Source organism: Roseobacter sp. HKCCD7870 (genome assembly GCF_037830315.1).
In the GTDB taxonomy this organism is placed as follows: Bacteria; Pseudomonadota; Alphaproteobacteria; order Rhodobacterales; family Rhodobacteraceae; genus M30B80.
In genome coordinates this window covers 279,443-305,178 of sequence record NZ_JBBLYO010000001.1, presented here as the reverse complement: position 1 = coordinate 305,178, position 25,736 = coordinate 279,443, and the positions used below count along the sequence as shown (strand labels likewise).

At 55.3% G+C, this 25,736-nt stretch carries 27 protein-coding genes, 1 tRNA gene and 1 other RNA gene; 15 read left to right on the top strand and 14 right to left on the bottom strand.

Annotated features, from left to right (window positions below; translation table 11 throughout):
• Positions 1-30: 30 nt before the first annotated feature.
• Together AAC637_RS01630 and AAC637_RS01625 are read left to right on the top strand one after the other, a co-directional pair.
• Positions 31-1,056: an aldo/keto reductase gene (locus tag AAC637_RS01630; RefSeq protein WP_340302032.1), complete on the top strand. Its 1,026-nt coding sequence runs from the start codon at positions 31-33 to the stop codon at positions 1,054-1,056.
• Between the two features lie 22 nt (positions 1,057-1,078).
• Positions 1,079-1,918, top strand: coding sequence for an amidohydrolase family protein (locus tag AAC637_RS01625; protein WP_340302031.1), 840 nt, complete (start codon positions 1,079-1,081; stop codon positions 1,916-1,918).
• Here the strand turns inward: AAC637_RS01625 and AAC637_RS01620 are convergent.
• From AAC637_RS01620 to AAC637_RS01610, 3 genes are read right to left on the bottom strand one after another with little or no spacing between them, the layout of a single operon-like run.
• Positions 1,913-2,809, bottom strand: a complete 897-nt coding sequence (locus tag AAC637_RS01620; RefSeq protein ID WP_340302030.1) for a PfkB family carbohydrate kinase — start codon at positions 2,807-2,809, stop codon at positions 1,913-1,915. The genes AAC637_RS01625 and AAC637_RS01620 overlap by 6 nt on opposite strands.
• On the bottom strand, positions 2,799-3,791 hold the full coding sequence (locus AAC637_RS01615) for a sugar phosphate isomerase/epimerase family protein (protein ID WP_340302029.1): 993 nt from the start codon (positions 3,789-3,791) through the stop codon (positions 2,799-2,801). The genes AAC637_RS01620 and AAC637_RS01615 overlap by 11 nt, the downstream gene beginning before the upstream one ends.
• Positions 3,792-3,801: 10 nt before the next feature.
• Positions 3,802-4,530 (bottom strand): GntR family transcriptional regulator, encoded by a 729-nt coding sequence (locus AAC637_RS01610; RefSeq protein ID WP_340302028.1) that lies wholly within the window; start codon positions 4,528-4,530, stop codon positions 3,802-3,804.
• Positions 4,531-4,625: 95 nt separating this feature from the next.
• Between AAC637_RS01610 and AAC637_RS01605 the strand changes: the two genes are divergently transcribed.
• Positions 4,626-6,143 carry a UxaA family hydrolase gene (locus AAC637_RS01605; RefSeq protein WP_340302027.1) on the top strand — a complete coding sequence of 506 codons (1,518 nt, stop codon included), beginning with the start codon at positions 4,626-4,628 and terminating at the stop codon, positions 6,141-6,143.
• Positions 6,144-6,148: 5 nt separating this feature from the next.
• On the opposite strand, the gene AAC637_RS01600 is transcribed toward AAC637_RS01605, so the two are convergent.
• Positions 6,149-6,955 carry an SDR family oxidoreductase gene (locus tag AAC637_RS01600; protein WP_340302026.1) on the bottom strand — a complete coding sequence of 269 codons (807 nt, stop codon included), beginning with the start codon at positions 6,953-6,955 and terminating at the stop codon, positions 6,149-6,151.
• Between the two features lie 75 nt (positions 6,956-7,030).
• On the opposite strand from AAC637_RS01600, the gene AAC637_RS01595 reads away from it, so the two are divergent.
• The 4 genes from AAC637_RS01595 (at position 7,031) to AAC637_RS01580 (ending at position 9,792) form a co-directional block, all read left to right on the top strand.
• A complete protein-coding gene (locus AAC637_RS01595; RefSeq protein WP_340302025.1) occupies positions 7,031-7,363 on the top strand; it encodes an EthD family reductase in 333 nt (110 codons plus the stop codon).
• 219 nt (positions 7,364-7,582) lie between these two features.
• The gene (locus tag AAC637_RS01590) at positions 7,583-8,047 is read left to right on the top strand and encodes a hypothetical protein (protein ID WP_340302024.1); all 465 of its coding nucleotides are present in this window, start codon (positions 7,583-7,585) and stop codon (positions 8,045-8,047) included.
• Positions 8,044-8,430: a hypothetical protein gene (locus AAC637_RS01585; RefSeq protein WP_340302023.1), complete on the top strand. Its 387-nt coding sequence runs from the start codon at positions 8,044-8,046 to the stop codon at positions 8,428-8,430. The genes AAC637_RS01590 and AAC637_RS01585 overlap by 4 nt, the downstream gene beginning before the upstream one ends.
• A gap of 238 nt (positions 8,431-8,668) precedes the next feature.
• Positions 8,669-9,792 (top strand): IS3 family transposase gene (locus AAC637_RS01580; protein ID WP_445322699.1). Its coding sequence is split into 2 segments (ribosomal slippage): positions 8,669-8,930 and positions 8,930-9,792, totalling 1,125 coding nucleotides; the frame shifts between segments, so codons are not numbered across the junction.
• 110 nt (positions 9,793-9,902) lie between these two features.
• On the opposite strand, the gene AAC637_RS01575 is transcribed toward AAC637_RS01580, so the two are convergent.
• The 9 genes from AAC637_RS01575 to AAC637_RS01535 form a co-directional block, all read right to left on the bottom strand.
• On the bottom strand, positions 9,903-10,340 hold the full coding sequence (locus AAC637_RS01575; protein ID WP_340302022.1) for a hypothetical protein: 438 nt from the start codon (positions 10,338-10,340) through the stop codon (positions 9,903-9,905).
• Between the two features lie 60 nt (positions 10,341-10,400).
• Complete coding sequence (locus AAC637_RS01570) at positions 10,401-10,868, bottom strand: lysozyme inhibitor LprI family protein (protein WP_340302021.1); 468 nt, start codon at positions 10,866-10,868, stop codon at positions 10,401-10,403.
• 309 nt (positions 10,869-11,177) lie between these two features.
• Positions 11,178-11,267 (bottom strand) — tRNA-Ser (locus tag AAC637_RS01565).
• An 85-nt stretch (positions 11,268-11,352) separates the two neighbouring features.
• Positions 11,353-12,069, bottom strand: a complete 717-nt coding sequence (locus AAC637_RS01560) for an alanyl-tRNA editing protein (protein WP_340302020.1) — start codon at positions 12,067-12,069, stop codon at positions 11,353-11,355.
• Between the two features lie 8 nt (positions 12,070-12,077).
• Positions 12,078-14,408: a mechanosensitive ion channel family protein gene (locus AAC637_RS01555; RefSeq protein ID WP_340302019.1), complete on the bottom strand. Its 2,331-nt coding sequence runs from the start codon at positions 14,406-14,408 to the stop codon at positions 12,078-12,080.
• Positions 14,408-15,436, bottom strand: a complete 1,029-nt coding sequence (locus AAC637_RS01550; RefSeq protein WP_340302018.1) for a cysteine synthase A — start codon at positions 15,434-15,436, stop codon at positions 14,408-14,410. Before AAC637_RS01550 ends, AAC637_RS01555 begins: the two co-directional genes overlap by 1 nt.
• 79 nt (positions 15,437-15,515) lie before the next feature.
• The gene (locus tag AAC637_RS01545; protein WP_340302017.1) at positions 15,516-16,622 is read right to left on the bottom strand and encodes an NUDIX domain-containing protein; all 1,107 of its coding nucleotides are present in this window, start codon (positions 16,620-16,622) and stop codon (positions 15,516-15,518) included.
• An 8-nt stretch (positions 16,623-16,630) separates the two neighbouring features.
• Positions 16,631-17,842, bottom strand: coding sequence for a cyclopropane-fatty-acyl-phospholipid synthase family protein (locus AAC637_RS01540; RefSeq protein WP_340302016.1), 1,212 nt, complete (start codon positions 17,840-17,842; stop codon positions 16,631-16,633).
• A 78-nt stretch (positions 17,843-17,920) separates the two neighbouring features.
• Complete coding sequence (locus AAC637_RS01535) at positions 17,921-19,336, bottom strand: cryptochrome/photolyase family protein (protein WP_340302015.1); 1,416 nt, start codon at positions 19,334-19,336, stop codon at positions 17,921-17,923.
• A 282-nt stretch (positions 19,337-19,618) separates the two neighbouring features.
• On the opposite strand from AAC637_RS01535, the gene AAC637_RS01530 reads away from it, so the two are divergent.
• From AAC637_RS01530 to AAC637_RS01495, 8 genes are all read left to right on the top strand, one after another.
• Positions 19,619-20,662, top strand: coding sequence for an extracellular solute-binding protein (locus tag AAC637_RS01530; RefSeq protein ID WP_340302014.1), 1,044 nt, complete (start codon positions 19,619-19,621; stop codon positions 20,660-20,662).
• A gap of 108 nt (positions 20,663-20,770) precedes the next feature.
• Positions 20,771-21,124: a transfer-messenger RNA gene (gene ssrA, locus AAC637_RS01525) on the top strand.
• A 126-nt stretch (positions 21,125-21,250) separates the two neighbouring features.
• The gene (locus AAC637_RS01520; RefSeq protein WP_340251007.1) at positions 21,251-21,607 is read left to right on the top strand and encodes a DUF4345 domain-containing protein; all 357 of its coding nucleotides are present in this window, start codon (positions 21,251-21,253) and stop codon (positions 21,605-21,607) included.
• A 79-nt stretch (positions 21,608-21,686) separates the two neighbouring features.
• A complete protein-coding gene (locus tag AAC637_RS01515; protein WP_340302013.1) occupies positions 21,687-22,184 on the top strand; it encodes an SspB family protein in 498 nt (165 codons plus the stop codon).
• Between the two features lie 63 nt (positions 22,185-22,247).
• A complete protein-coding gene (locus AAC637_RS01510; protein ID WP_340302012.1) occupies positions 22,248-22,808 on the top strand; it encodes a class I SAM-dependent methyltransferase in 561 nt (186 codons plus the stop codon).
• Between the two features lie 66 nt (positions 22,809-22,874).
• Entirely contained in the window at positions 22,875-24,269 is a 1,395-nt protein-coding gene (gene fumC, locus AAC637_RS01505; protein ID WP_317654858.1) for a class II fumarate hydratase, read from the top strand.
• A gap of 112 nt (positions 24,270-24,381) precedes the next feature.
• Positions 24,382-24,579: a DUF4169 family protein gene (locus tag AAC637_RS01500; RefSeq protein WP_340302011.1), complete on the top strand. Its 198-nt coding sequence runs from the start codon at positions 24,382-24,384 to the stop codon at positions 24,577-24,579.
• The gene (locus AAC637_RS01495) at positions 24,576-24,806 is read left to right on the top strand and encodes a ribbon-helix-helix domain-containing protein (protein ID WP_340302010.1); all 231 of its coding nucleotides are present in this window, start codon (positions 24,576-24,578) and stop codon (positions 24,804-24,806) included. Before AAC637_RS01500 ends, AAC637_RS01495 begins: the two co-directional genes overlap by 4 nt.
• Here the strand turns inward: AAC637_RS01495 and AAC637_RS01490 are convergent.
• Positions 24,788-25,681: a fructose bisphosphate aldolase gene (locus AAC637_RS01490; RefSeq protein WP_445322698.1), complete on the bottom strand. Its 894-nt coding sequence runs from the start codon at positions 25,679-25,681 to the stop codon at positions 24,788-24,790. The genes AAC637_RS01495 and AAC637_RS01490 overlap by 19 nt on opposite strands.
• Positions 25,682-25,736 lie beyond the last annotated feature (55 nt).

The following is a 25,736-nucleotide window of genomic DNA, read 5'->3' as shown; positions in this document are numbered from 1 at the left end:
GCATGTCAGTTAAACCTTGGAGGGCGCAGAATGATCAAATTTCGCAATTGGGATCGCCTGAGAAATGGCGGGCTGAGGCTGAGCGAGCTTGGGTTTGGCGCGGCCCCTTTGGGCAATCTCTATCGCGCGATTTCTGAGGAGGATGCGCAAAACACCCTGCAAGATGCGTGGGATGCAGGATTGCGGTATTTCGATACTGCACCGCTTTACGGGCTTGGCCTCTCTGAGACGCGGATCAACCATTTTCTGCGGGGTAAGCCGCGCGAAGACTATGTGATCTCGACCAAGGTTGGGCGGCTGATGCAGGTCACAGCCCCAGAGGAGCGAGATGGGTTTGGGAAATGGTTTGATGTGCCCGCGCGGCGCGAGGTGTTCGATTATAGCTATGATGGTGTGATGCGCTCTGTTGAGGCCTCGCTTGAGCGCTTGGGAATAGACCGCATTGATGTGCTTTATGTGCATGATCTTGACCTCTTCACCCACAAGACCGATGCCGTGCTTGAGGAAAAGCGCGCCGCATTCATGGGGGGGGGCTTGGCCGCGCTGACCGCATTGCGTGATCAAGGGGTGATCACGGCATTTGGTGCGGGCCTGAATGAATGGCAAGCGTCACAATGGCTGGCCGAGCGTGGCGATTTCGATATCTTCCTTCTTGCGGGCCGCTACACGCTGCTTGAGCAAGAGGCGCTTGAAACCTTCCTTCCCCTCTGCGCCGCGCGTGGAATTGGGATTGTCATTGGCGGCCCGTATAATTCGGGCATTTTGGCGACAGGTGCGCGCGAGGGGGCGTATTTCAACTATGACCCTGCCCCGCGACACATCTTGGACAAGGTCGCGGCCATAGAGGCGGTTTGTGCCGCGCATGATGTGCGCCTTGTCGATGCCGCCTTTCGGTTTCCACTGATGCATCCATCGGTGATCTCGGTGATCCCAGGTGGGCAAAGCCCTGCAGAAATGGCCAGCAATCTGCGCGCGGCACAGGCGCAAATCCCGCCCGCCCTTTGGTCTGATCTCAAATCCGCAGGATTGATGCGCCAAGACGCACCAACCGCCTAAATTCGCAACGGGGAGACAAACGATGCAAATTGATGCCCACCAACATTTCTGGAACCCTGCCCGTGGGGATTATGGATGGATGGATCCCTCTAACGCCACGCTCTATCGCCTCTATGGCCCGGATGATTTACGCCCGCATCTGGCGCGTCATGGTATTGATAAAACCGTTTTGGTGCAGGCCGCCCCAACAGTGGAGGAAAGCGCCTATATGTTAGGCCTTGCCGATGCCACGCCCTTTGTTGCAGGCGTTGTGGGGTGGATTAATTTCGAAAATCCAGACGATGAGGCGGTCTTAACGCGATTTGCAAAGCATCCTAAATTCGTGGGCGTGCGCCCCATGATCCAAGATATTGAAGACGATAACTGGATGCTGCGCGCAGATATCGCATGGGCCTATAAGGCCATCGCCAAGCATGATCTGTGCTTTGACGCGCTTGGATTTCCGCGACATTTGGCGAATTTCCACGCCATCTTGACCCGCCACAGCGAGATGCGCTGCGTGATTGATCACTGCATGAAGCCGCAAATCCACGCGCACAGCGCCGAGACGTTTCAGATTTGGGCCGATGGCATGGCCGCTTTGGCGCGTGACACCAAGGCCTATTTGAAATTTTCGGCCCTTGTGACCGAGGCAAATGAAGGTTGGACAGTCGAAGACCTCCGCCCCTATGCGGATCATGTCTTTGCCTGTTTCGGCGCTGAGCGCATCATGTGGGGTTCAGATTGGCCCGTCTGCCGTCTGCGGACGGAATATGATGCATGGCGCCATGCGGCGGAGCAGCTGACCCATACCCTAACCGCCGAAGAACGGGCGCGGGTCTTTGGCGGCACGGCGGCCGAGGCCTATCGCTTGGCGCTATAGGCCAAAGGCATGGCGCAATTGCCCAGGGGTAATATTGGCGCGCCCCTCAAGCGGGGTTGAGACATGAAGGGCGGCCGCCCCTTGGGCAAAGGCCGCCGCCGCCGCTAAATCAGCACCGCGCGCAATCTCAGCGACAAGCGCCCCCACGAAGGCATCCCCTGCCCCATGGGTGGAGATGACGGGCACGCGATGCGCCTTGGCCCCAAAGCGAGTGCCGTCCCGCGCTTGCGCGATATAGCCATCCGGGCCGAGTGTAATGATCACCGCACGCCCTTCGCGCGCAAGCTGCGCTAAGGCCGCCCCAGGATCGGGCAGATCATGCGGCAGCCCTGCCTGCATTGCGGCCTCTAGGCGATTAACCACCAAAATATCAGCCCGCTCAATCATCACCGCGTCACGCGCCAAAGCGGGGGCCGCATTCCAGATAACGGTGACATCCTGCGGTAAACGCGCCAAGAGCGCGTGATTTTCCGTAACAGGGATTTCATTTTGCAGCACAACCACTTTGGGGGGTGGGTCAAGTTTTGCCTGCTGCGCGTTGATTCGGCGGTTCACGCCCGAAACGACCACGGCGCCATAGCTGCCATCATTTTGCACGATGGCCACGCTCATGCCTGAGGCCCCATCACAGGTCGCAAGCATGGACATATCGACATCTGCGCGCGCCAGTTCAGCGCGCAAAGGCAACGCAAACTCATCCGTGCCAACCACGCCAATCATGGCAACCTTGCCCCCCATGCGGGCGGCAGAAACCGCCTGATTGCCGCCTTTGCCACCAAAACGATAGGCCACATCTTGGCCCATCATCGTCTCGTCTGGGGCGGGCAAAGCGGGGGCGTTGACAATCACATCAAGATGCAGCGCCCCCATCACAAGGATATCAGCGCCCATCAGGGATCACCCCGCCATAAAGCCGCTCGGCGATCAGTCGCTGGGTGAGTGCCGCGTTTTGCTTTTGCAACAGATCAGACAGCTCTGAACTTTCGGCGAGTTCTGCGGCAATGGCGCGCAACCGCTCGATAATCAGGATATTTGTGCGCCCCTCTTCAATCGGGTTCAGGCCCGAATGGTCGGGAAATGTGTCGAAATAAATGACACCATCATAGCCCATGCGGTGCAATTGCACGAATAACTCGACTGTCGCCACAGGATGCACCGTGCCCGCCATCAAGCCATCATCGCGCTTGCCATAGCCATCATTCAGGTGAACCCCCAAAATCTTGGCATGGCGCTGCGCCAGATAGGCCACATGGGCGGGCATCTCATTTGCATAAAGCACATGGGCAAAATCCACAGTGACGCCCAAATTTTCGGCCCCAACATCACGAATGGCCAATAATGTTGTGGCCATATCGGGCATCAGCGCAAAGGCGCGCGGCTCATTGGGTTTATATTCGATAGCAAGTTGCAGATCGCGGTTATGAGCGCTGACCTCAGCCAAAGCATCAAGCGTATCGCCCCAAAGACGCGCATAATCAGCCTGAAGGGCGTAATCAAACCCGTCTTGCCCCATCCAAAGGGTCATCACGCCCCCACCCATTTCCGCCAAAGCATCTAGACCCTGTTTGGTCAAATCAATCGCCTTGCGCCGTGTTGCGGGATCTGGGTTGGTAAAGGCCCCGATGGCAAAGGCAGGGTCAGAGTAATAGCGCATCGCAAGCCCGTTTAACCCCAACCCATTGTCGCGCAACATATCGCCAATCTCACGCGCAGGACGCCCTTCGAAGTGATCGGGATAGTTCAAATCCGCTGCATCCATCCCTTCAACACGGGCGGCGGCGGCAATCATTCCCGCGATACCCCGCCCCTCGGCCATTGGTTTGAATGCATTCAGACGCGCGGCATAGCGGGGTTTATTCGCAGGATAGGACATTTACTGACTTTCAACTGGGGTCGAACAATTCTGGATGGGTCTTTTCAAGCGGGATCAAAGATTTCATCAATTGACCCAAATGGGCGCGCATCGCTTTTCGCGCCGCTTGCGGGTCACGGGCGGCAATCGCATCGACCAAATCGCAATGCTCTTGCAATGTCTCGGCCACGCGCCCAGGCATGGGCAAGATCAATTGCCGCGCTCGATCCACATGAACCCACCCCGTTTTGGCAATGGTCGATAATTGCTTGAACCCCGTAAAGCCGATGATGAGATCGTGCATTTCGCCATCTAGCCGATAAAATTCGGCAAAATCGCCTTCCTCAACCATCACCTTTTGCAGGCGCAAATTGCGGCGCAATTCGGTGATCTGCTCGTCTGTGATAATCTCGGCCAAAAGCTCGGCGCAGGCCAGTTCGATACTTTCCCGCAGAAACGCACCTTCGCGAATTTCCTCCATCGAGAAGCGCGCGACAAATGTGCCAGATTGCGGCACAACATCCACCAGACCCTCATTAGAGAGGCGCGTGATCGCCTCGGCCACAGGGGACCGCGACACGCCAAGCGTTGCGCAAATATCCTGCTTTCGCAGCGCCTCGCCCGGTTTGTAGCGCAAGGTCAAAATTGCCTCACGCAGGGCGGCGTAGGTGCGCCGTGCCAAATTCCCTTCATAGGCATCCAAAAATCGCAGCCTAACTTCGCTGCCTTGCGTGGGGTCTGATGGTGAATTCTCTTGCATCGTGTCGCTCAATCTCGATAATTCTAGCATGTTAGTATGATTGCCGTGGAAATTTCAAGATCGTAAACTCTCACTGTGAATGAATGATGCCAGCAATGACCCAAGATATTTTGATCCTGAACGCAGATGACACGGTCGGAATTGCATTAGTTGATATCCGATCAGGCGCGGCTCTATCATCTTTTGAAACGCTTGCGCAATCCGACATTCCAAAAGGGCATAAATTTGCATTGCGCCCTATTGCCAAGGGCGCGGCGGTGATCCGCTATGGTCAAATTATCGGTTTTGCGACGGAAGATATTGCCGCAGGCGCACATGTGCATAGCCACAACCTGTCTTTTGGCGATCACAAACGCGGCTATGAATTTGCCACGCAGAACACACCCCTGCCTGCGGCGGAAGAAAGCGACAGCTTTATGGGCTATCATAGGCCTGATGGGCAGGTCGGCACGCGCAACTATATTGGCATTCTGACATCCGTGAACTGCGCGGGCAGCGTGGCCCGCTTTATCGCGGAGGCTGCTGAAAAATCGGGGCTGTTGGAGGATTTCCCAAATGTCGATGGGATTGTCCCGATTGTGCACAGTTCTGGCTGCGGGATGTCTGGCTTGGGTGAAGGGTATCAGATGCTTTTCCGAACCTTGGCGGGATATTCAAAAAATCCAAATTTCGGGGCGATCCTGTTGGTCGGTCTGGGCTGCGAGGTGATGCAGGTGCCTGACTTGATCGGCCCTGCCCGCCTGCGCGATGGCGAGAGTTTCCGCTATATGACCATTCAGCAGACAGGCGGCACAAAGCGCACAATTGAACGGGGTCTCGGCATGCTGCGCGAGATTGCAGCCGTGGCCAATTCTGCAACACGCGCCCCTGCGCCCGCCTCAAAATTGGTGGTAGGCATGCAATGTGGGGGCTCGGACGGCTATTCCGGCGTCACCGCTAACCCTGCCATGGGGTATGCGTCTGATTTAATCGTGCGTCAGGGCGGCACCACAATCCTGTCTGAAACACCAGAAATCTATGGGGCAGAGCATCTTTTGACCCGCCGCGCGATATCCCCCGAAATTGGTGAAAAACTGATTTCGCGCATCCAGTGGTGGGAAGATTATACCGCCCGAAATGGCGGCGAGATGGACAATAACCCATCCCCAGGCAACAAACGCGGCGGGCTGACCACAATTCTTGAAAAATCTTTGGGCGCAGTGGCCAAAAGTGGAACTGCCCCTTTGGTGGGGGTTTACGAATTTGCAGAAACCCTGACCACGCAGGGCTTTGTCTATATGGACAGTCCTGGATATGATCCATGCTCGGTCACAGGGCAGATTGCCTCAGGCGCAAATATCATCACATTCACCACGGGCCGTGGGTCTGTGTCGGGCTATATGCCCACGCCTTGCATCAAGCTTTCGACCAATGATGATCTTTATGCCCGCATGGGGGACGATATGGATATCAATTGCGGTGACATTATCAGCGGCGGCATCAGCCTTGCTGATAAGGGGCAAGAGATTTACCGCGAAATACTACGCGTGGCCTCAGGCGGCACCACGAAAAGCGAGGAATTGGGCTTTGGCGGGGTCGAATTCGTGCCGTGGCAAGTGGGGGCGGTGATGTAGTTGGATCACAGCGTCAGCTTGCGATCCAGATGCACATATCCGCCATCCACGAACATCCATTGCCCCGTGGTATGGCCCGACCGCGCAGAGAGCAAAAACACCACCATTGCTGCGATTTCCGCACTTTCGGTCATGCGGCGCGACAGGGGGATTACGGCCTCGATCTTGCCGCGCATGCCATCTGGATCAGGCAAGGTCGACAGCCAGTTTTGATACATGGGCGTCATCACCTCGGCGGGCAAAACGGCATTCACGCGGACGCCCTCCGGGGCCAGCTCCGCCGCCCATTCTCGCGTCAAACCCAAGACGCCCGCCTTTGCGGCCACATAGGCCGATGTGCCGCCCTGCCCTGTAACAGCGGTTTTTGAGGCCACATTGACCACTGCGCCACAGCTTGCGCGCAGGTCATGATGCAGGTGATGCATCAAGGTGTAATATTGCACGAGGTTGAGATTGAGAGAGGCCCGAAACGCGTCAGGCCCCGCCTTTAGACCCACGCCATCATTGAGGCCTGCATTATTCACAAGCCCGTAAATCGCCCCAAATTCAGCGCGAATATCGCGCAATGCCGCCGCACAAGCCGCATCATCGGTCAAATCAAGGGTGACGGATGTCGCAATCTGCGCCACCTTGCAGGGGTTTTTGTCGATCACGATGACATTGGCCCCTTCGGCCACAAGATCCTGCACAATCGCCTCGCCAATCCCCGATGCCCCGCCTGTCACGATGCAGGGTTTCCCCTTTAGCCCAAAATCCATGACCCGCCCCCGTTTGTCGCTTGCATGCCCCCCACGTTTCACAGGGGCGAACATCCATCCCATTCCCCTTGCTTGTGCGCAGGCTTTCGGCAATCCTATTGCTGCAACGCATAAAATGGAGCGGGACAGATGTTTGTAAGATGCGCCTTTTTTAAGGGTAAAATCAAGGATGGCATGGAGGCAGACTTCCACAGCCATTGGCGCGAAAATCTTGTGCCGCTTTGGTCGGCCTTTCCCAATCTGCAAGAGTTGCGCGTGATGCGTGAAGTGGAAAGCGATGACCCCGACAGCCCCTTCCCGCTTGTGATGGCCATGAAATTCAAAACCCGCGATGACATCGAAGAGGCGCTGAATTCCCCCACAAGATGGCAAAGCAAAGAAGTGTCAAAGCGGCTTTTTGACATGTTTGACGGCCATGTCATCCACACGGTCTTTGCCGCCGATCAGTTTTATCCGATGTAAGCAGCTCATCAAAGGGTGGGGTGGCGGAGAGACAGCCCGCGAGTATTTTTGATTTAAGATGTTGTTATATAAAAATAAGTCTAACAGAATATGTAACTTGTAGACCTTTTTGTAGACCCTTTTATCAAAACATCTTGGCACATTTTGGGCAGTATGATCTTATCAATTTGGTATTAGCTTGCTGAGATAATATTGCACAACACGAGACTGGATTTACACATGTTGAAGAAAATCTTAGCTGCAGCGTCTATCGCCACCGCGCCTGTTTCACCAGTGGGGGGGTTTGAGCTAGATAGAAACTACAACGAATTGGTAGGTAGTCTTGCGCCTACCGTTTCTGATCTAGCAGTATCCGTGCCTGCCCGCATTCATCAGTCTGAAGTGTGTCACGACAATGGCCACTTGTATGTAATAAATACTATTTTGCGAAACACTCCATATATGGGAGTGAATTTTGAGATAATTAGAAGGCCAGATGGGTCTTTTGATCTCACCTTCATAAATGACGATTACGGCGTCAATAATTCAGACGAGATTGCTTTAAGTGACTTTGGATTTTATCGATGTCGTGATGATGAGTTTTTGGACGGACCCCGCTTCCTCGTCAACTCAATCGATGGTTACAGTGAATATTCAGCCTGGGTGAATTTTCTTCTTTCTACAAAACAACTTGTTCTCCCATGAAACACATCCTGACAGCAGCACTGATCGCAACCGCGCTTGCCTCGCCTGTGAGGGGGGAGACCATCACATTAATCTGTACTGATGGTCGCACCTATTGGGATGATGTCCGACGGGAAGCGATCTTGGTTCAAAGCGAATTTGTATTAGACAAAGACCTCATGACAGTTTCGGTTAGCCGTTTCCTAAACCCTGGTCCAATACCTCTAGCTTTCTGGTCAGATGAAGCGATAGGCTGGATGTATCAATCGTTACCTTTGCCTAACGATCTTCACGGTGCGCTCCACAGTGCTGTTTTGGATATTAAGACGATGCGACTATCGAGTGCCGTTGTATCGAATGAAGGCATTACACAACGCCAAGAAAACTGCACACGCCCACTATGAAACACCTTCTAAAACCGCACTGATCGCCACCGCGCTTGCCTCGCCTGTGAGGGGTTTTAGCCTCGTATCAGTTGTATATGGGACTAAAGAAAATCCCCTCGCGCCCAGCGGGTATGACAGTTGGGCGAGAATTCCGCTTCCTGAAGACGTAGGGCCAAATGACCCAGGCGGCATGGTTGTGAGCTTTCCCATCTGAACTGGTCCATCACTATGTTTAGGAATTGGAGGACTAAGGATTATGAACAAGCGACCGAAGCCGGAAGAGATTGTCTCGAGGTTACGGCAAGTTGAGGTTTTGATGGGGCAAGGCATGGCCCGTCTGGACGCGATCAGACAGATTGGAGTTGTTGAACAAACCTATTACCGCTGGCGCAAGCAGTATGGCGGGATGGGTGTAGATCAGTTGAAAGAACTGAAGAAGCTCCAGAAGGAGAATGAACAACTGCGCAGGGCTATCTCTGATCTAACGCTCGATAAGTTGATCCTAAAGGAAGCAGCACGGGGAAACTTCTGAGCCCCGCTCGTCGTCGTGCCTGCATCGATCATGTGCGAAGCCAGTTTCAAGTCTCGGAACGTCGAGCTTGCCGAGTGCTGGGGCAACATCGCTCTACACAGAGACATATCCCCAAGGGGCGTGCTGATGAAGACAGGCTGGTTGCCGATATGATTGAGCTAGCCAGACAGTTTGGCAGATATGGTTATCGCAGGATTGCAGCATTGCTCAAGGAAGCAGGCTGGTCCGTCAGCGATGGACGTATTGAGCGGCTCTGGCGGCGAGAGGGGCTAAAAGTTCCACAGAAGCAACCAAAGAAAGGGCGGCTTTGGCTGAATGATGGCTCATGCGTTCGGCTGCGTCCTGAGTATCGCAATCATGTCTGGAGCTATGACTTCGTTCATTGCCGAACCGATGATGGTAAAGTTTTTCGAACACTGAACATCCTCGATGAGTTTAGCCGGGAGTGTCTGGCCATCAAGGTCGAGCGAAAGCTGAACTCAACGAGCGTGATAGATGCTCTAACCGATCTGATCATCCTGCGTGGCTCTCCCGCATTCATTCGCTCGGACAACGGCCCTGAGTTCATTGCTCAGGCTGTCAGAGACTGGATTGCAGCTGTTGGAGCTAAGACCGCCTACATCGAACCAGGCAGTCCATGGGAGAATGGATACTGCGAGAGCTTTAACGGTAGGTTCAGAAATGAATTGCTCAACGGAGAAATCTTCTACAGCCTTCGGGAAGCACAGATAATCATCGAAGAGTGGAGGAAACACTACAACACAAAGAGACCACACAGTGCATTGGGGTATCGCCCACCAGCACCAGAAGCCGTAATTACCATAGATCAGAGGCCGATCATGCACTAACAATTAACTTGGCACAGTCAGATGAGGCTGCTCAGGATCACCAGGCGATTTCGTAAGTCTCAAGCATAAAATCTAAACACTCTGGATAAAGAGGAAATCGATCTACACTATCAACCCGCCATCACACTCACAAACAAAACAAGACGGCCGCTTTCTTGAAATACATCTACAATGAACGCGTTATTATAGCGTGCATCAATCATCATGCTCTCTAGGTCGGGAACATTTGCACCACAAAATGTCCGCAAATCAGCGTTGGAAATCATTGACCTCTGGTCGAGTTCTGTAAAAAAACTGTCCCACTCATCTAAATATCCCGGCGCGTTGAAACGGTGCATGTTGGCGCGGTCCTGCTGTATAAGAGCAAGCGCATCGTTAAGCGCAACGCCGCGCGAATTCACACGGTCTTGGGGATTTATTTCAAAGACATAGGATACAATGTAACCTTCAGCTTTTGCAGGAGAGCCGTCCCAATTTCTGCAAACTGGAGCCGCACTCGCAGCAGTCGCGCCTACCCATAGTAAAATCGATATCAGAAAAAAACGCATGTAAGTTTACCTCTTTTGTTTCTTCAGATTTGCCCAAAACACTTTCGGCGTGTTCGTCGCTCAGTAAGGTTCGCGGCAGTCGGGATACATGCCGCTAATCACTGGATACATGCAGATCTGCTCAATGCGCAGCAGGTACTGGTCCAGAAGGCAGTCCACATCATTGCATTGGTCGCGGAGGCTGAGCCAGTCGCGCTGCGTCTGAACGAGGTGTTCTGACGCCCCGTCGCCGAGATCGGCGGATCGCATCACGGTATAATTGTGTGCCATCATCTCGTCTAGTGCGGAGAGTTCTGGTACCTGACACACCATCTTTTCAGCGTAACTTTGCGCGGCCCCGCAGTCAAACGAGGCAGAAAGTGTTTGCGAAGGAGATGTAAGGCTCACGAGTAGCCCCACGAAAGTCGCCATCATGCGGGGAAATGTCATTTTCTCGGTGCACCTCTTGCCCGCGGCCGCCGCCGAGGCGGTTGCCGCTAATGCGAGTGTCGCGAAACGAAGTCTATGGCTTCCACAGGCTACAAACATGGAACTACTCCTATACATACAATGTCCATAAACGCCGCCCACTTTGACGGCACATAGCGCCAGTTACCACTCTGACAATAAAAATTCGTCTAAATATTGTAATTAGGGGCAGGTGTTGGTGTCAGAAGATGTTTCATGGCTTCTCCGCATCCCTAGTTATGTATTCTTCCGTTTGTGCAGGTCTTAATCTTGCACAGGAAAGAAATCACAACTGCCATGATGTGCCAAGATGTTTATAAAAAATGGTATACGAACTAGCCCCTGTAGGGCATAATTCCTATATTTATCAATTATTTATGAGAAAAATTATGGCGGACAGACAGGGATTCGAACCCTGGAGACGGTTTCCCGCCTACACGCGTTCCAGGCGTGCGCCTTCGACCACTCGGCCACCTGTCCGTGAGAGGTCTCCTATAGGATATCACCCCCCTTGTGCAACCCGTGAATTGACATCCCCCACAGAGAATTTCGCCGTGGCACGAGTTTAGGCAAACCCGATGCTGACGCGGCGGTTTTGGCGGCCTTTGTTTTCGATTTTAAGGATCTCTAATTTGCCGATCTCGCCTGTGCGCGCAACATGGGTGCCGCCGCAAGGTTGCAGGTCAATCTGCGCAGCCCCCTCGCCGATTTGCACAAGACGAATACGGCCCGCGCCGCGCGGAGGTTTGACCGAGAGGGTTTTGACCATCTCAGGCTTTGCGTCCAATTCAGCCTCGGTGATCCAGTGCTGTGTTACGGGCAGGTTGCGATCAACCAATGCGTTAAGTTGACCTTGCAGGATCATACGCTCGGGCAAACTATCGGGAATGTCGAAATCAAGCCGCCCACGTTCTGCGCCGATCGCCCCGCCTTTCACCCCATAGGGCAGAACAACAGACAAAAGATGCAAGGCGGTGTGCATGCACATATGGTTAAAGCGGCGCGCCCAATCAAGACGCTGCTCAACCGCCGCGCCAGATTTTGGCAGGGCCACGGGTTCGGCAGGCAAGAGAACAACATCCCCGCCCTCGCCCTTCATCGTGGTGGCGATGGCGATGCGCCCGCCCTCGTAATCCAACCACCCGCTATCGCCCGGCTGTCCGCCCCCTTGGGCATAGAAGATGGTTTGATCCAAGATAATCCCACCTGCATCCGTCAGCCCCTTAACTGTAGCAGGCGCAGTTTTGCGATAGGCATCTTCCAGGAATAAAAGCTCACTCATACCAGCACTCAAGATTTAGGGGCGGCAAGCGCCTCGGGGTTGCGCAGCCACAAATCACGCTGTGCGAATGGGATTTCGATACCTGCCTCGCGGAACCTGCGCAGCAGTTCAAGGTTCATCTCTGATTTCACCGACAATAGGAAATTGACATCTCGCAGGATCGCGCGAATTTCAAATTCCAACGCATCCGCCCCAAAATTCACCATCAAGATGGTTGGTTTTGGTTTCAAGATCACCATCGGATGCGCCTCGGCCACCTCGGTCATGATTTTCATCACAAGCTGCGGATCGCTGTCATAGGCCACCCCAACAGGCAAAATCAGGCGGCCTGTGTTGGAGGAGTGGGTCATATTGGTGACCACCCCCGCAATCAAATCGGCATTCGGCACAATCAAATCAGAACGATCAAAGGTTTCAATTCGGGTCGAGCGCACAGAGATTTCACGCACATAGCCCATCTGGCCATTGACCTCGATCCAATCGCCCTCTTTGAACGGGCGCTCAATCAACAAAATGATCCCTGAGACGAAATTGGACACGATTGTTTGCAGGCCAAAACCGATACCGACCGACAGCGCACCAGCCACAATCGCAAGGGAGGATAGATCAATTCCAGCCGAGGTGATGGCAAAAAGTGCGGCCAAGAAAATGCCGACATAGCCCGTTCCCGCCAAAATCGCGCTTTGACCGCCTTGGTCGATTTGGGTTTTTGGCAGAAGGTTATAGCGCAGCGTGCTTTGAAGCGCGCGGGTTGCCGTATAGCCAATCGCGAAGACAATCGCGAAAATCAGGAAATTGCGGGGAGAAATCGTCACGCCGCCAATGGTAAACCCCGAGACAATCTGCGCCCAAATGTCAGATAATTGCGCGGGCCGCACCCCCCAGATCAGGGCAAAGGCGGGTAAGGACGCCAAGACCAGGATAAACCCAATCAAGGTCGGGGTCAGGGCCTCGTCCAACCCCTCGCTGCGGCGGGTCAAGGCCCCGTAGGCATCGGTCACCACCCGCTGCAAGATACCTAGAACCGCAAGCAAAGACAGGCTGAACAACATCGGCAACAGGAAGGACGATCCAGCGGTGAAATACCCGACCCCCGCTAAAATCGGCCCCAAAAGACCAAGCGCCATGGCCGCCAAAGATAGCGCGCGTGTCATGCGCAGCATGAGGGGGCGCGCGCCGTCCAACTGGGCTGAATTTTTGACGTGAAGGGCCAAGAGACGGCCCAATTGCCACATCATCAGACCCGCTAAGACCACGATTGGGAAACTGATCACCAATCGATCAGCGGAGGTGAAATTTTCGGTTTGTGCCACCTGCCCCACCAAAAGCCACAGCCCCACAATCGCCCCCAAAACCCGCGCCAAGCGGCGGCCTGTTACGCGTGTCGCCTCGTCTAGGCGCAGAAGGGGGCGGTTGTCCTCATCAAAGGGGAAAACCTGCCGCCCAAGCCATATCGCCGCCATAAAGCTGAGCGCCATCGGGGCGGCCATTTGAACCAACACCGCCGCGCGAAACCCGACCATGCCCGAGATGTGCACCGCATAGGCCAAGGCCCAAACCCCAATGACGGGCATGGCGTGATGCAAAAGTGACAGACCAAACAGGGCAAGCCGCGCTGTGGGGGTCGGGCTTGGGCTGTGATGCGTTTGCATCCACCGCCCTACAAACCCCCTGCCACGGGTCAAGAGAACAAGCCCCACAATCACAAAGATTGCCACAAGCGGCAGGTTCGCCCAAAGGGCGGATATCTGCGCAGGCGCAAGTGAGTAGGTTACGACCTCCTGCCCTACGGCAAAAGCAAAGCCAAGCAGTGTTGCAACCGCGCTGGGCCAATTGGCGGGGTTAATCGGGGCGGGTTCAAGCTGCAACAAGGCGCCCGCCTGACGGGCGGCGATTTGCGCATCAATTTCGCCGATGAGGCCTTGCGCCTCGCGATAGGCCGCCTCCGCGCGCCGCGCGGGTGCCTCTGCATCGGTCAGGCGTTGGGTCAAATCCGCGCGTTCTGCGGCAATCGCCGCAGGCTCGACCTCCCCCTCTGCGGGGACAGGGCCAAGGGCCGCGATCTGTTCGCGCAATGTTGCGATGCGACTGGCATTGATATCTTGCGCGTCCAAAAACACCGTGCGCCACGTGACGATCTCGGCGCGCACCGCCTCGAGCATCGAGGTTGACGCGCGATCCCCGTCAATCATCACCTGCGCGCGCGCACTCAGTTGTGACCACGCAGTGTAATCAGGCGGGTCTTGTGCCAAAACCTCGGCTGTGAGGCTAAGCCAAAAGACCGCAAAAGCGATCAAAAGCCGCGTCAAGGCCAAACTTGGTCGTGCGAATGTCATCATTACTCAAATACCACGGGCAAATCCGCCGCGCCGCAATCAAGCCATGCGGGCACGGGTAAGCCCTTTTCACGCAAGAATTCAGGGTTGTAGAGCTTTGATTGGTAGCGGGTGCCATAGTCGCACAAAATGGTCACGATGGTATGACCCCGCCCCATCTCGCGCGCCATGTGAACCGCGCCTGCAATATTCACCCCTGATGAGCCACCAAGGCACAAGCCCTCCGTGCTGAGCAAATCAAACACGATCGGCAGCGCCTCTTGATCCGAGATGCGATAGGCGCAATCAGGCGTAAACCCCTCTAAATTTGCGGTGATGCGCCCCTGCCCGATCCCTTCGGTGATCGAGGTTCCGGGCGCGTCAAAGGTTCCATTGGTGTAAAAGCTATAAAGCGCGGCCCCTTCAGGATCAGCCAAACCAATGCGCACGCCTTTGGGTTGCAGCGCGGCACCAACCCCCGCCAATGTGCCGCCCGAGCCAACCGCGCAGATGAACCCATCCACCTTGCCCGCGGTCTGTTCCCAAATCTCTGGGCCCGTTGTCTCAATATGCGCCTGACGATTGGCGGTATTGTCAAACTGATTGGCCCAAATCGCCCCATTAGGTTCGGATTTTGCAAGTTCAGCCGCCAAACGCCCCGAATATCGCACATAATTGTTCGGATTTTTATAGGGTGCCGCAGGCACTTGCACCAATTCGGCACCCGCCAAACGCAGCATGTCTTTCTTTTCTTGGCTTTGCGTTTCGGGGATCACGATCACAGTGCGAAACCCAAGCGAGGCCCCAACCAGCGCAAGACCAATGCCCGTATTGCCCGCCGTGCCCTCAACAATCGTGCCGCCGGGCTTGAGATCACCGCGCGCAATGGCATCGCGAATGATATAAAGCGCTGCGCGATCCTTGACCGACTGACCGGGATTCATGAATTCCGCTTTGCCCAAAATCTCGCACCCAGTCTCATCGCTGACTTTGTTCAGACGGATCAGGGGCGTATTGCCAATCGCATCAGAAAGATCGGAATAAATGGTCATAGCGCTCCCCTTTTTGGCAGAATTCTTTGCTTTCTCAAGGGATAGGTGGGATGGGGCGATAACTCAAGGGGCGTTGGCGCTATTGTGAGGGCCAGCCCCGCGCGGCACGCATGCGATCAAGCGCCATCAAAGATAGCAAAAGCGGTGCATTGCTCAGGCGCGCCTCCTGTACAAGGCGAAAGGCTTCGTCAAAGGGCAAGGTAAAGGCGCGAATATCTTCGTCTTCGGCCAACAGGCCATGGGTGCTGTCATAATCCTGCGCCAAATCAGCAAGGCCGATGTAAGAAATCAGGATTTGCGCAACCGCCCCTTGGCTTGGGTAATACCGCCCGATGAGATGCAGCGCGTGCAGCGCAACCCCTGCTTCCTCGCGGGCTTCGCGCTGCGCAGTCTGCTCATAGGTTTCGCCCTCGTCACATATGCCTGCCACAGTCTCAAGCAGCCATGGGTTTGGGTCACCTTGAACCACAGCGGCGAGGCGGAATTGTTCAATCAAAAGCACCAAGTCCCGCTTGGGGTCATAAGGCAGCACAGTGACAGCTTCGCCCAGATCAAGGATCAAACGCCCCGCGGGCTCAGACAGGCTGCCATCAAATCGCTGATAAGAGGCCGCAATGTCGATTAAATTAAAAAATCCATTATATACAGCACCTTGATTCGTGATATTCATGCAGCGCTTTAGGGTCTCGCCTGCAGGCGGATGATCACCCGCACGCAGATGGGCCTGCGCCCGCGCGCGAATAATTGGCAGGCGGGCGGCAACAGCCTTGGCCGTTTCAATACCACATGACGACATGATGTCTTGCGCGGCCAAACGTGTCAGCGCGCCATGTGCCACAGCCCAAGTTGCAGGGTCATAGGCCCTACCTTTAGGCCAAGACCCACCTTTAGGTGGCAGATAAATCTGCAGCGGTCGCGCCTTATAGGAAATGGTTGTGCGAGTGTATCCAAACACATCCTCATAAAAATCAAGCCGTGCGAGATCGCCCGCATCCAACCCTTGCAAAATGTCTATCTCGCAGTCCGCCCCACCCTCGGGCCAGATCATGGGATAATGCTGTTCGGCAACCATCGCCACACGATAGCCAGAAAGACGGGCAGATGGCATCTCGCCCCCTGCCCGCCCTAAGACAATCTTGAGGATATCAGGATCACGCAGCGTGCCGTAAAGCGCGAGATCAGTCATACTATCCCTCAGCTTGGCTTGCGCACCGTGATTTGGGTCACATCACAATTGCGGAAATGAAAGGTTGCGGCACAAGAGGTTAGATAGAAATTCCACATCCTGCGGAAGCGATCATCAAACCCAAGGGCGGCCACCTCATCCCAACGATCGTTGAAGGTGTGATACCAACGCCGCAAGGTCTGGCTGTAGCTTTCGCCAAATTCAATTGACCCCGCAACCTCAAGCCCCGCTTTTTGCACTTCTTCGCGCAAAACAACGGGCGATGGCAGCATACCACCGGGAAAGATATATTTCTGAATGAAATCGACCGTATTGCGGTAAATCTGCCAACGGCGATGCTGAACTGTAATGATTTGCAAAGTCGCCTGTTTGCCAGGTTTCAAGCGATCTCGCAGCGTTTTGAAATAGACGGGCCAATATTTCTCGCCAACCGCCTCGAACATCTCAATCGAGGCGATCCCATCATAAAGCCCCGTTTCATCGCGGTAATCTTGCATCTTGATCTCGACCTGATCAGACAGGCCCGCGCGGGCAATCCGATCAACCGCGTAATCATGCTGCTCGCGCGAGATGGTTAGGCCCGTGACCTTAAGGCCGCGTTCGCGCGCGGCATATTCGGCAAACCCACCCCATCCACAGCCGATTTCCAAAACATGATCCCCAGGCTGTGCGCCCATCTGATCCACCATCGAGGCGTATTTGGCGATCTGCGCGGCCTCAAGGCTTTCTTGGCCCGTTTGGAACAGGGCCGAGGAATAGGTCATCGTGTCATCAAGCCACAATTTGTAGAAATCATTGCCCAGATCATAGTGATAAGAGATATTCTTGCGCGCTTGAGATTTGGAATTGCTTTGCAGCCAAAACCGAAATCGCTCGTAGGCGCGGGCGATTTTGAGACCCAAGAAACCATCATAGATATCGTCATTGCCCGCGTGAACCAGATCAAGAAAGGCTTGCAGGTCAGGGGTTGACCACCACCCATCCAAATAGGCCTCGCAAAACCCAAGATCCCCTTCGCGGATCAGGCGCGCAAACACATCCACATTGTGAATGTGAATTGCAGCAACAGGCCCCTGTCCAGCCCCTTCGGCGCGAAAGATGCGACCATCGGGCAGAACCATATCCAAACGGCCGTTTTTCATATCCACCGATTTGGCAAAAACCACCTCAAAATAGCGCGGTAGGTTTGGTTCACCCTTGGTGGTTGTTTTTATTGTCATCGTTCCCCCTGACATTGCCAGCCAGTTTCGCCTTAAACCTGTGCAGGCTCAAGCGAATTCATCTCATCGTTGCATGCGTTAAGAATTTCGCGCGCCATATGCAGCAAGCGCCCGCGCGCGCCCCTCGGCCAGATCCACAATGGGGCGGGTGGGATAGCCCATTTTAGGCTGCAAATTCCACGACCGCGGCGCGGCTTCAAAGAAATCAAGCGCGGTTTGCGGTGCAGGGTTTGATAGCTCAGCAATCCAGCGCGCCCGATACCGCCCGTGCTTGTCAAATTTTTCGCCTTGGGTTTCTGGGTTGAAGATGCGGAAATAAGGGGCCGCATCAGGGCCAGAGCCCGCAACCCATTGCCACCCCATCGCATTGGCGGCGGGATCCCAATCAATCAGGCAATCGGCGAACCAATCAAGCCCAATTTTCCAATGGCACATCATATGTTTGGTCAGATAGGACCCCACCAACATCCGCGCGCGATTGTGCATACGCCCCGTCACATACAGCTCGCGCATCGCTGCATCGATCACTTGAATGCCCGTCCGCCCCTGTTTCCACGCCATAACCTGCGGGGCATGCGGGTCGGTGGCCCATGGGAAACTGTCCCAGTCAGGTCGCCAATTTTCAGTCGCAATCTGGGGCGAGTGATACAGAAGATGATAGGCGAATTCGCGCCAAACCAATTCCTTCACAAAATGCTCAGCCCCCGCCGCACCATGGCGATGTGCCTCCCACCCCATATGCCAAATCTCGCGCGGGCTGATTTCGCCAAGCGACAGATGCTCGGACAGGTTAGAACAAGCGTCTTGATCAAGAAAATCACGTTTGTCTTTGTAGGCCCCCACCTTGTGATCGAGGAATTGCGCCAGACAGGTTTGGGCGGCCTCGGCCCCGATTTGCGCATAGCGCGCCAAAACGCCCGCGCCACGGCGCATTTGCGGCGCAAGGTTCAGATCCTCGGCTGATAGGCTGTCAAGCGCGTGATCAACCCCGCGCAAGGCGGGCACGGGCAAGGGGCGCGCCACATCACGCCCCATCACCGCGCGCCAATAGGGGGTATAAACGCGATAAAACCCACCCTGCCCTGTTTGCACTTCCCATGGCTCGAACAGGAGATGGCCATTATGGCTTTGTGCAGCGATGCCTTGATCGCGCAACGCCGTCTTGATAGCACTGTCGCGCGCGCGGGCATAGGGGCCATAGAGCCTGTTCCAATGCACCGCCTTGGCCCCAGTCGTGGCCACAAGATCCGCCAAGACCGCATCAGCCGCCCCTTTGCGGATCACCAGATCAAGACCGTGGGCGCGATAGGCGCGGGCCAAGGCACGCAGCCCCATTTCATAGCGCCAACGGGGGGCCGCGCCCATCTGATCAATGCTGTCATCCAAAATCACAACGGGGATCACAGGCCCCATGGTGGCGGCGGCCACAAGCGCGGGATTATCGCTGAGGCGAAAATCACGGCGGATCCAATATAGGACAGGCGCGTCTGTCATGACCCCTCTTTTTGATCTTTGGCCGTTGGCGCAATTGGCCTTGGCATTTCCTGTTTTGGGGCGGTGTCACAAGGCCCAACCCGATCTTTTGGGTGCAAGCTAGTGCAGCATCTGGCGGGTCAAGGTATGGGGGGTAAAATCTCGGGTCACAAACTGCTTAATTCTTTGGCACTTGCCCAATCCCAGAGCGCGAATTTCGCGAATCCTCTTGCGTGATGGCTGGCTTCGCCCTAGCGTCCGTTGCGATTTTTCCCTTAACTCACAGGATCGGGATTGCTGCTTATGACCAAGAAAATGCTCTTTAGCACTGTTGCACTGATGGCGATGTCTGGTGTGGCCCTCGCCCAGGATAGCGAATTGACCGTGTTCGATTATTCGGGCTTTGAAGAACCCGGCTACCACCAACCCTATATCGACCAACATGGCGCAAGCCCCAGCTTTGTGTTCTTCGGGGATGAGGACGAAGCGTTTCAGCGTCTGGTCTCTGGGTTCAAATCCGATGTGACCCATATTTGCGCAGGCTCCGTGCCACGTTGGCAAGAGTCAGGCATCATCGAACCATGGGATCAGAACCGCATCGCGGCCTTTGACAATCTCGATGCAAGCCTCGTGGGCCAAGATGTGCTTGCGGGCATGTCTGAGCTGTTCTTCCTGCCCACCGATTACGGCACGACCGCGATCACCTATAACACCGAGGAAGTGACCGCCGAACACGTGTCCTCATTGCAAGTCTTCACTGATCCCGCCTTCGCGGGCCGCTTGTCGATCCCTGACAATGTCGATGACGCCTATGCGCTGGCCTATCTGGCGACAGGGATTACCGATTGGACGAAAGCCACAGATGCCGAGTTTGAGGCCGCCACCGAATGGCTGCGTTCGATTCACGAAAACCTGCGCACCTATTGGACCGACCCCGCCGAATTAGGCCAGTTGATGGCATCGGGCGAGGTTCTGGTGGCTTGGGCATGGAACGAGGTGCCCGTGGCGTTGGCCGATGAAGGCTTCCCCGTTGGGTTTGAACGCAACACGGTCGAGGGCACATCGGTCTGGCTGTGCGGCTATGTGAATATGGCCGATGCACCAGGATCAGAGGACAAGGCCTATGACTTCGTCAACGCGATGCAGTCCGAGGTGTCAGCACAGCCCCTGCTTGATGGCGGCTTTGGCACCGCCAATAGCGCGGCCCTTGCCGCCCTTGGCGCAGAAACGCTCGAGGCCAATGGCTTGGGCGAAGTGACCGTACCCGTTCTGGCACAGCTGCCCATCAGCAACGACCGCCGGGAGGCACAGGCCGAGGCCTTTGTGCGGATCAAAGCAGGCTTCTGATTTAGTTCAGAAGGTGGAAACGAGACGAGCGCCCGAAAGGGCGCTCGTTTTGCGTTTTTGGGGGGGCGTGGGACGGACGCTAATCGAACCAACCTTTAGAAGGCTGCCCCCCTTCCCATCCGCCCCCACAGCGCCTATATTCCCCCTGTCCCCTTCGCGGGGCTATGGACATAAACGCGCTCGTAATAAGCGGATCGGACCCGGGGGCGGTACCCGGCGGCTCCACCATACCCCGTCATTTGCGGATCATGGGGCCGAAATAGGATCGACGAACGTCTAAAGGGGTTAGCTTTGTCTCGGTGAGATACCACCGTTATCGGTTCAAATCGTACAGTTGCAAATGACAACCGTGCTCCGGCAATGGCTCTGGCTGCGTAAGCAGTTCGGGTCGCCGAAACTAAGCCCTTGCGCCTAGCCGCGTAAGGCGGGGTCCGCAGGCACCTGGCAACAGAAGCCTGCACTTTCCCCCCGATTGCCCCCCAATTTCCAACCAAGACGCCGAAAAGATTTTCTTGCGAATGCAAGGAAAAGTGATCCAATCCCACGCCCCCGCCGAATAAGGGGAAAGACAGGGCTTAGAAGGGTCAGATGAGCATCGTTGATATTCTAAATTTCGCGGCGGGCGCGATCACCATCGCCCTTGGCGCGCTTGGGTGGTTGGCCACGCGTTGGACGATGGATGTGCTTGATATGCGCGCAGGCCCCACCAATATGGCCTATACCGAAGTCTCTGCCGCCTCGGGCTGTTTGTTTGTGGGCCTTGGTCTGGGCGCGATCTTGATCAGTGACCCGCTGGCATGGGTTGTGATGGGATTGGCCTATGCGGGGGCAGCGCTTGGTCGGATCACCTCGATCCTGCGCGACAAGGCGTGGTCGCGTCAAAGCCTGACCTTTTTTGGCTGCGAGGCGGGATTGGCCGCGTGGTTGATCCTCGCAAATAGCTGAGGCGCGGACCAAAACCGCGCTTTCTTTCCGTTCCGAATCTTCTATGCTTGGGGCTGCAGATGCAGCAAAGGCAATGAAGATGAGTTCGAGTTCCAACGCCTCTATCCCCTATGGTCGCTTGATGCATCACGCAATGCGCAAGCTGATCCAGACTGTGCTAGAGGATGTCGCGGATAACGGCCTGCCCGGGAACCATCATTTCTTCATCACCTTCGCCACGGGCCACCCTGATGTGGAAATGGCCGATTGGCTGCGCGAGCGGTATGACGCGGAAATGACCATTGTGATCCAACATTGGTATGACGCGCTTGAGGTGGATGAGGACGGGTTTTCCATCGTTCTGAATTTTGGCGACAACCCCGAGGCGCTGCGCGTGCCCTTTGACGCGATTGTCACCTTCGTTGATCCTTCGGTTGAATTTGGTCTGCGGTTTGAATCGGTGGAAGCCAAAGATGACACCCCCGACCCAGACACCCCCGCCGAGGATGACCCCGTCACTGACCCCGACCCCGCCCCGAAAGGGGCCAAAGCGCAAGGCGAAGTGGTATCACTGGATCGGTTCAGAAAAAATACCTGAAATTTGTGGGCATCCCGCATATTCGACATAAATAAATTACAATAACCCTGCATCGGATGCGGTATGAACAAAGATCTGCGCTTATTCCTATCTCAGATTGTGTCAAAACCCCATCAGGTTGTGGCATTGGCCCCCTCATCGGCGGCGCTGTGCCAAGAGATGGTTGCAGGTCTTGATCCCAATAAAGGCCCCGTGATCGAATTGGGCCCGGGCACGGGCAACATCACCCACGCCATTTTGGGCCGTGGAATTGCCCCGCATATGCTTCATTCGGTTGAAATGAACCCCAACTTTTGCACCCATCTGCGCGAGAGTTTTGCAGGGGTGAATGTCCATAACATGAGCGCCTGTGATCTCGACAAGTTGGGGTTAAACAATGTGCAGGCCGTGATCTCGGGCCTGCCGCTCCTGTCGATGCCCATTGGGGTGCAGCGCGATATTCTCAACGGCAGTTTCAACAGCCTCGCGCCCGAGGGCAGCTTTGTGCAATTCACCTATGGGCCAAACCCTTCGGTGAATGCCGATCTACGCAAGGAGATGGCCCTGTCATGGACACGCGGCGATAAGATCTGGCGCAACCTGCCCCCTGCCCGCGTCTATCGCTTTACGCGGCCGATGCACTAAATTCCCCGTTGCGATTAAGCGGCGCAGGCCCTATTTGGTATGCAACAGCATACTGGAGGATCTTTGATGACCCAAACCCGCACCGAATCCGATAGTTTTGGCCCGTTGGAGGTTCCTGCCGACCGCTATTGGGGCGCGCAGACACAGCGCAGCCTGATGAACTTCCCCATTGGGTGGGAGAAACAGCCCGTTGCCATCGTGCGCGCCCTTGGGGTGATCAAACGCGCCTGTGCCGAGGCGAATAAGGCAAGCGGCAAACTGCCCGCGGACTTGGCCGATGCCATGATTACGGCGGCGCAAGAGGTGATTGATGGCAAGCTTGATGATCATTTCCCCCTTGTGGTGTGGCAAACAGGCTCTGGCACGCAATCCAATATGAACGCGAATGAGGTGATCTCGAACCGCGCGATTGAAATCTTGGGCGGTGTGATTGGCTCGAAAACACCCGTGCACCCCAATGATCATTGCAATATGGGGCAATCGTCTAACGACACCTTCCCCACCGCCATGCATATCGCCGCCGCAATGACAGCGCGCGATGTCTTGCTGCCTGGCCTCGACAAACTGGCCACCGCCCTTGAGGCGAAGGCCAAGGAGTTCAAGGACATTATCAAGATTGGGCGCACCCATACCCAAGACGCAACCCCACTGACCTTGGGGCAAGAATTCTCGGGCTATGCGCAGCAAATCCGCAATGGGATTGCCCGTATCGAAATGGCCCTGCCAGGCATTTACGAATTGGCACAGGGCGGCACAGCGGTTGGCACTGGCCTGAACACGGATAAAGGCTGGGACACCACAGTTGCGGCCAATATGGCGCGGATCACGGGCCTGCCCTTCATCACCGCACCCAATAAATTCGAAGCCTTGGCCGCGCATGATGCGATGGTCTTTATGTCGGGCGCGATTAAAACAACGGCAATGGCCGCCTATAAGATCGCCAATGATATGCGCTTTTTGGGCTCTGGCCCGCGGTCGGGCCTTGGTGAATTGATCCTGCCCGAAAATGAACCAGGCAGCTCAATCATGCCCGGCAAAGTGAACCCAACACAGGCCGAGGCGATGACACAGGTCTGCGCCCATATCTTGGGCAATGACGCCGCGATTTCCTTTGCGGGCAGCCAAGGCCATTTTGAATTAAACGTCTATAACCCGATGATGGCCTATAACCTGCTGCAATCCATGCAGCTGTTGGGAGATGCTGCCGATAGCTTTACCGAGCGTATGCTGAAAGACACACAGGCCAATGTCGAGCGGATCGAAAAGCTGATGCGCGAAAGCCTCATGTTGGTCACCGCGCTTGCGCCCACAATCGGTTATGACAATGCCACCAAGGTTGCGAAAACCGCCCATAAGAATGGCACGACCTTGCGCGAAGAGGCCATTAATCTGGGCTTTGTCGACGGGGAAACCTTTGACCGCGTGGTCCGCCCCGAAGATATGATTGGCCCCAAAGGCTAATCACTGCAGCATTTTGATCACGAATGATGGGGTGCCTCTTGCAGGCACCCCATTTTTCTTGCCAAATCACCCCTGAAACCGCCAGATAGTCCCCTTGCAAAGAGTGACGAGTATGAGCCAGATCATCAATCTACGCCGCGCGCGCAAGGAAAAACAACGCATGAAGAACCGCGAACAGGCATCTGAAAATGCTTTAAAATTTGGTCAATCGAAGGCTGAGAAATTACTCGCCGCCACGCGCGAGGCGCGTCTTCGCGAAGTGTTGGATCAGCATAAACTGACCCCCGATTCAGAATATGATGCAGAATGACTGACCGCCCGAAAAAGCATTCCCTCACCTTGCGCGGGCATCGCAGCTCCGTCTCATTGGAGGATCCGTTTTGGGAGGAATTCTGCGCTATTGCCGCTGCGCGCGGGCAGTCGGTGAATGCCCTAGCCGCAGAAATAGACGAGGCCCGTGGATTATCCTCGGGCCTTGCCACGGCGATTAGGTTATTTGTCCTAAAAGAAGTGCGCGCTCAAAGAGACGCGCGGTAAATCTTATCAATATTCGCCCCAAGTGCCGCGTTAAATTCGGCATCAGATTGCGCCACATTTAAGCCTTCGGTCAGGGCACGGCTAAAGCTTGCTATCATTTTTGGGTTATGCGACAGGCGCGCACAAGCGTCATCTGTGCTATAGCCCCCCGACAGGGCCACCACCCGCAAGACACAGGGGTGATCGGCCAAACCATCATAAAGCCCTGCTTCATTTGGAATGGTCAGCTTGAGCATCACCTCATGGCCAGCGGCCAGTTGATCCAAATGGCGGGCAATGGCATCGCACAATAGGGTTTCCGCCTCGGATTTGGTATCCGCGTGAATATTCACTTCTGGCTCAATAATCGGCACCAACCCTGCTGCGCAGACCTCTGCCGCAAGATCGAATTGCTGCGCCACAACCGCCTCGATGCCACCTGCATTGGCGGCATGGATGACCGAGCGTTCCTTGGTGCCAAAGACGCCAAAGGCGCGCGCAAGTGACAAGAGCGCCGTTAAGCCCGAAATCGGTTTAAGAAGCTGCACATCATCGCGTGTCTCTTCCAAGCCTTTGTCGATTTTCAAAAACGGCACAACGCCCTTATCGCGCCACAGAAGTTCTGCCACAGGCGTGCCGTTGACCGTGTCGCGCATGGTGCGCTCGAACAGGATCGCGCCTAGAATTTTCTCGGCGGTGAAATCGCGCGCCATAATGATCCGAGCGCGCATCTGATGCATCAGCGCAAACATTTCCGCCTCGCTGCTATAAGCATCTTCCGTAATGCCATAAAGCGCCAGCGCCTTTGGGGTGGAGCCGCCCGATTGATCCAAAGCGGCGATAAAGCCTGCATCCGTCATGATGCGCGTGCGCATGTCTTGGAACATATCAAACATCGTAAAACCGCCTTTTTCTAGCTGCGCCTTTTGGCTGCATACGCCAATAAAACAG